This window comes from Synechococcus sp. R8-2 (assembly GCF_047461715.1).
Taxonomy (GTDB): Bacteria; Cyanobacteriota; Cyanobacteriia; order Thermostichales; family Thermostichaceae; genus Thermostichus.
This window is the reverse complement of sequence record NZ_JANSHQ010000222.1, coordinates 1-5167: the sequence shown is the minus strand read 5'-3', so window position 1 is coordinate 5167 and position 5167 is coordinate 1. Positions and strand designations below refer to the sequence as shown.

The 5167-nt window shown below is 59.1% G+C and carries 6 protein-coding genes; 2 read left to right on the top strand and 4 right to left on the bottom strand.

The genetic code is table 11. The features are described 5' to 3' along the window. Positions 1–85: 85 nt before the first annotated feature. Together pgeF and NW819_RS06015 are read right to left on the bottom strand one after the other, a co-directional pair. Positions 86–886, bottom strand: coding sequence for a peptidoglycan editing factor PgeF (gene pgeF / locus NW819_RS06020; protein ID WP_414413198.1), 801 nt, complete (start codon positions 884–886; stop codon positions 86–88). Next, complete coding sequence (locus NW819_RS06015; protein WP_414413197.1) at positions 883–1314, bottom strand: DUF3119 family protein; 432 nt, start codon at positions 1312–1314, stop codon at positions 883–885. Before NW819_RS06015 ends, pgeF begins: the two co-directional genes overlap by 4 nt. Before the next feature lie 431 nt (positions 1315–1745). Between NW819_RS06015 and NW819_RS06010 the strand changes: the two genes are divergently transcribed. Next, the gene (locus NW819_RS06010; RefSeq protein ID WP_414413196.1) at positions 1746–2657 is read left to right on the top strand and encodes a diguanylate cyclase; all 912 of its coding nucleotides are present in this window, start codon (positions 1746–1748) and stop codon (positions 2655–2657) included. A 21-nt stretch (positions 2658–2678) separates the two neighbouring features. On the opposite strand, the gene gcvH is transcribed toward NW819_RS06010, so the two are convergent. Together gcvH and NW819_RS06000 are read right to left on the bottom strand one after the other, a co-directional pair. Then, entirely contained in the window at positions 2679–3068 is a 390-nt protein-coding gene (gcvH, locus tag NW819_RS06005) for a glycine cleavage system protein GcvH (protein ID WP_011432013.1), read from the bottom strand. A gap of 82 nt (positions 3069–3150) precedes the next feature. Continuing rightward, entirely contained in the window at positions 3151–4095 is a 945-nt protein-coding gene (locus tag NW819_RS06000; RefSeq protein WP_414344493.1) for an alpha/beta fold hydrolase, read from the bottom strand. Positions 4096–4198: 103 nt separating this feature from the next. On the opposite strand from NW819_RS06000, the gene NW819_RS05995 reads away from it, so the two are divergent. Next, a complete protein-coding gene (locus NW819_RS05995; protein ID WP_414355725.1) occupies positions 4199–5146 on the top strand; it encodes an NAD(P)H-dependent glycerol-3-phosphate dehydrogenase in 948 nt (315 codons plus the stop codon). Positions 5147–5167: the final 21 nt, after the last annotated feature.

Genomic DNA, 5167 nt, shown 5'->3' with positions numbered 1-5167 from the left:
TTCAGCGTAAATGTATCAGCCCTGTCTTGAGCGCAATTATAGCCACTACTTCCCGTTCCTCCGGGCAGAACTGGGTCAAGTCTGCCTACGACCGCAGGCCGATTCCCGACCACTGCACGCAATGACGGCCCTGCTCATCCTTCAGGGATCCATCGCGGCGGTAGGAAAAGAAATCTTGGGGTTGGCTGAGGGTGCAATGGGGGCTGACGGCAATGTGTTCAGGGGGGATCCCTTGGGCTTGGGCTTGGGCACCGTTGACCCAGCGCAGATCCAGGCGAACCTTGCCAGGCAGAGGATCGGGCAACAGGGCGGCGCGGGCATCCAGCCCTGGGGGTAGGCTTTGCAGCACCTGCTCCGCCACCTCCTCTGACACCTGATAGACCGACCCCGAAATAGAGGGCCCGATGGCCACGCGGATCCCAGCAGCAGGGATCCCCGCCTGTAAAAACTCCTGCAGCACCTTGGACAAGATCCCCGCAGCAGTGCCTCTCCACCCGGCGTGAATGGCTGCCACCCATTCTTGGCTGGCCACCAAAATCGGCACACAGTCAGCGGTGCAGACCCAGGCAGAATCTCCTTGGCGGCGGGCAATGACCGCATCTGCCTGAGAGCGGGTAGGGATCCCTTGACCAACAGAGCAGTCCTGCTCTCGTTTGTGTCCAAAGGTTTCGGTGATCCCATCTGCCCAAACCCAGTTGCAGCCATGCACCTGATGGCCCCACGCGGCCTGTTCAGGGGGCAGTTGCAGCCGGGCGGCCAACTGAGACGGGGGATGGGGATGACCTTGGCGAGAGCCAAAAGCATGAGGCCACTCCGCCAAAAGCTGACACTCCAGCCAGCGCCATCTCCCTGCCTGCTGCCAAACCCACAAGGCGGAGCCACTCATCGGCGGGAGCTACCCGGACCAGCAATCGGCGGGGATCCTTGAGACCGATGTTGGGCGTGGAGATGACCCACCCGCTCTTCCAAACACATCTTCAGCTCAGCAGGGTTAAACAGCATCGGCAAAAAATGAATGCTCCGGGTTTCTCGGAAAAAGAACAACACCGGCAGCGGCGGCCAGAAAATTTGCCAATCCTGCCACTCGCTGTAGGGAAACTCGCGGATGCGCTTGGAGCCGCTGTAGACCTGCAGCGCCGTCCTGGTAAAGGCCAGCCCGATCAGAGAGGTCTGCACCATCAAAAACAGGCCAAACAGGCCCACCCCTAGCCCCGCCCAAAACGAAAGCCAGAACAGCGGCACCGCCAAAGCCAACACCGACAGGCTGAGGCGAAAATCCGGAGTCAATAGATGGGCAGAATTGGGTCTAATCATGCCCCATTTCTCCTCTCAGGGATCCCAGACCCATTCTAGGCCGCCTCGGCAACTCTTCAGAAGTCAGAGGATCTGTAGGACATAGAGGAGAGAGCCTCTTCTCGAAATCAGGGAACGAGGGGCAAACCGAACCCGTTTTTTGAGTTATCCCGAAAAATACTTGGGATCCTGGGGAAATTGGGGTTTGTCATTGAGCTTCTTCCCACAGCTGGCCGATACAACCGCGCAGGCGGGATGGAATCCTCGCGTAGCTCTCAACTGAGGGCCTCACCGCGTGCGATGGTATACGATAAACTCCAGAGTTCCGCAAGTTTACAGATCAGAACCGGCGAGACATCCCTCGCTCACCCAAACACGGCCTGGGGAAAACCGACATAATACGGATATAACGAGTGCTTACTGCTAACCCGCACAATTCGTTGGGCCTCTCCATGCCTCTCGACCCTCTCTCTCAGTTGCCAGAGGAGCCAACCACTCAGATCCCCTTGGAGTTTTACGAGCGCAGACCCCAGCCTGAGGCAACTGCGGCCTTTCTAACGGTGCTCAGCGGCGCCAATGTGGGCATGACGTTTCCCTTGGCGAGGGGTGGAGTTTTGGGGCGCAGCCACCGCGCGGACATTCAGCTCTTGGATCACGCCGTCTCCCGGCAGCACTGTCGGCTGGAAAGAGAAAGTGAGGGTTATGTTCTCACCGACCTGGAGAGCCTCAACGGCACTTATGTCAACGGCGAGCGCATCAGCCGCGTTCTCCTGAAGGATGGAGATCGCATTCAAGTGGGGGCCAGCACCCTCAAGTTTGCCTACTACGACGCGGCAGAAGAAGCCTTCTTTTTGCAAATGGCCACTGCCGCCCTCCACGACCCGCTGACCGGCTTGCATAACCGACGTTTTTTCCTGGAGCAACTGGAGCTGGAGATCCCCTTTGCCCTTCGCCATCGCATTCCCCTCCACGTGCTCTATCTGGATTTGGATGGGTTTAAGCAAATCAACGACCGCTGGGGGCACTGGGCTGGGGATCAAACCTTGATCCAGGTGGCGCGGCGATTGCAAGCTCACGTTCGCCAAGACGACCTGGTGGCCCGCTTGGGGGGCGATGAGTTTGCCCTGCTGGTGCGCGGGATCCCGAACTCGCAGATCCTAGGGCTGGCAGAACGCTTGCGGCAGGCTGTCCAGACCCTGTTGGTGCAGGCGGGGACGGAGACCATCTCCCTAAGCTGCAGTGTGGGCATCGCCTCTCTGCTGGAGCTGGGAGAGGGAACTGACCCACAAAGTCTGCTGGCTGCTGCCGACAAAGCCCTCTACCGGGCCAAAGCTGAGGGTGGTAACCGAGAGACTTTGCTGTAGTTGAGGGCCAACTGCTGGAGTTTAGGATCCCTCCACCAAACTGGCGTAGGCTTCGGCGCTCATGGTGTCCTCGAGATCTTCGGGGTTGGCAATGCGCACCTTGATCAGCCAGCCATCGCCATAGGGATCGTCGGCAAGGCTTTCGGGGCTCTCCACCACCGCTGTATTCACGGCTACCACCTCTCCAGAAAGAGGGGCATAGAGATCTTCGACGGCTTTGACCGATTCCACCGAGCCAAAGCTTTCCCCTTTTTCAATCTCTGTCCCTTCTTCGGGCAAGCCCACGAAAACGATATCCCCCAGTTGATCGACGGCATAAGCTGTGATCCCAATCACCGCAATATCATCCTCAACATGGATGTACTCGTGGGTGTCCACGTAGCGCAGATGGGATGGATACTCCAGGGCCATGCCGGTTCTCCCGTAGAATTCAGTGGATTATTCTAGGGTCAACCCTTGAAGATGGTAAAGAGCGGATCCCAAGCCCGGCCCGCTAGAGAAACTCCATCAGCAGCCGATTGACCGTTTGCGGAGCTTCCTGCTGCGCCCAATGGCCGCATTCGGGGATGTACTCCTTGCGCAGGCCGTTGGGGAAAAAGGGATCCATCCCCTCAGTTAGCTCGCGGCTGAGGGCAAAGTCTTCTTCTCCCCAAATCAGCAGGGTGGGGGCGAGGATCTGCCGCATGGGCTGCAAAAACAGGTTCTGCAAGGTGGGCAGGTTAAACAGCTGGCGGTAGTAGTTGAGGGCAGAGGTGAGAACCTTGGGTTTGGAGAGGGCCTCTTGGTAGAGCTTGAGGTCGTGGCGGGTGAAGGCGCTTTTGCGCACCGAGGTTTCCTGGAAAATGCGGCGCACCCAATCTCCCAAATCCCACTGCAGCACCCACTCTGGCAGCCAAGGCAATTGAAAAAAGAACAGGTACCAACTGCGGCGCAGTTGATCCAAGTTGCTCAAGAATTCCCGGCGAAAGCAGGCCGGATGGGGAGAATTGAGGACGGCCAGCTTGCGAATCTCCTCAGGAAAAAATTGCGCCCAGTGCCAGGCAATGGCTCCCCCCCAATCGTGGGCTACGACCACCGCTCTTCGGGCCCCAAAGTGGCTTAGCAAGCCGCGGATATCCTCGGTAAGGGTATCCAGGTCATAGCCGTGATCCGGTTTGTCGGAATCGTTGTAGCCGCGCATATCGGGTGCCACCACGCGAAACCGCTGCGCCAACACCGGAATCTGATGCCGCCAGGAGTACCAAAACTCCGGGAAACCGTGCAACAAGATCGCCAGCTCCCCTTCCCCTTGGGTGACGTAGTGCAGTTGAATGCCATTGGTAAGGGCATACCCGTGCTGCCAGGTTCCCATTTTGGCAGCTACCTCAGGAGGAAGGCGGGGGATCCCTGCTTCTGCCATGTCGTCTGCTCTCGAGCTAACCCATGATTTGGTATCCACCCATACTAACCTTTGTCGCCGGTCTTCCCTTTGCCGGCGCAGGCTTTTTGAGAGGCATCCTACGAAGAAAGCTTAAGAGAAAGTCTGCGGGTGAACAGATTAGATGAACACTAGCGCAGAAGGCCAAAGCCCAACATCTCCTCAAAGCGTTGCCATTTTGGGAGCCGGGGCTTGGGGAAGTACCCTGGCAATGCTGGCTCAGGGGCAAGGGCACCGGGTGCGGGTTTGGGATCGCCGCAAGGGCCTGGATTTGGCAGAGGTGCTCCAGGGATCCCAAATCCTCATCTCAGCCGTCTCTATGGCGGGGGTACGCCCTGTGGTGGAAGCGGTGCGCCAAGTGGGGATCCCGCCGCAGGCAATTTTGGTCTCGGCCACCAAAGGGTTGGATCCACTGCAGCTTCTGACCCCTACCCAAATTTGGGGGGCCACCTTCCCGGAGCAGCCCCTGGTGGTGCTTTCGGGGCCCAACCTCTCGGCGGAGATCCGTCAAGGCTTGCCGGCAGCAGCAGTGGTGGCCAGCCGGGATCCCTGGGCCGCTGTGCAGGTGCAGTATGCCCTTTCTTCAGAGCGGTTCCGCCTCTACACCAGCAGTGACCCGTTGGGGGTGGAGCTGGGTGGCACTCTGAAAAATGTCATTGCCATCGCTGTTGGCGTGTGTGATGGCTTGCAACTGGGGGCCAATGCCCGTGCGGCTCTGGTTACCCGCGGCCTGGCAGAGATGATCCGGGTGGGATCCAAGCTGGGGGCACGGGCAGAAACCTTCAACGGCCTGTCGGGGTTGGGGGATCTGCTGGCCACCTGTCACAGTTCCCTCAGTCGCAACTACCGGGTGGGCTACGGGCTGGGCCAGGGCAAGCCTTTGTCGCAGATTTTGGCCGAAATGGAGGGTACTGCCGAGGGCGTTTACACAGCTCCGGTCGTTGTAAAAATTGCCGCCCAACACGGGATCCCCGTGCCCATTACTCAAGAGGTTCACCAGTTGCTGCAAGGGCAGACCACTCCCACCGCCGCTCTCGCCCGCCTGATGGAACGACAACTGACCTCAGAATAGGCTGCCCTCCCCCCCGGCCCC

Bases quoted from the DNA above. Each gene is read 5' to 3' on its own strand.
- pgeF (WP_414413198.1), bottom strand. From the start codon at position 886: ATGAGTGGCTCCGCCTTGTGGGTTTGGCAGCAGGCAGGGAGATGGCGC.
- NW819_RS06015 (WP_414413197.1), bottom strand. From the start codon at position 1,314: ATGATTAGACCCAATTCTGCCCATCTATTGACTCCGGATTTTCGCCTC.
- NW819_RS06010 (WP_414413196.1), top strand. From the start codon at position 1,746: ATGCCTCTCGACCCTCTCTCTCAGTTGCCAGAGGAGCCAACCACTCAG.
- gcvH (WP_011432013.1), bottom strand. From the start codon at position 3,068: ATGGCCCTGGAGTATCCATCCCATCTGCGCTACGTGGACACCCACGAG.
- NW819_RS05995 (WP_414355725.1), top strand. From the start codon at position 4,199: ATGAACACTAGCGCAGAAGGCCAAAGCCCAACATCTCCTCAAAGCGTT.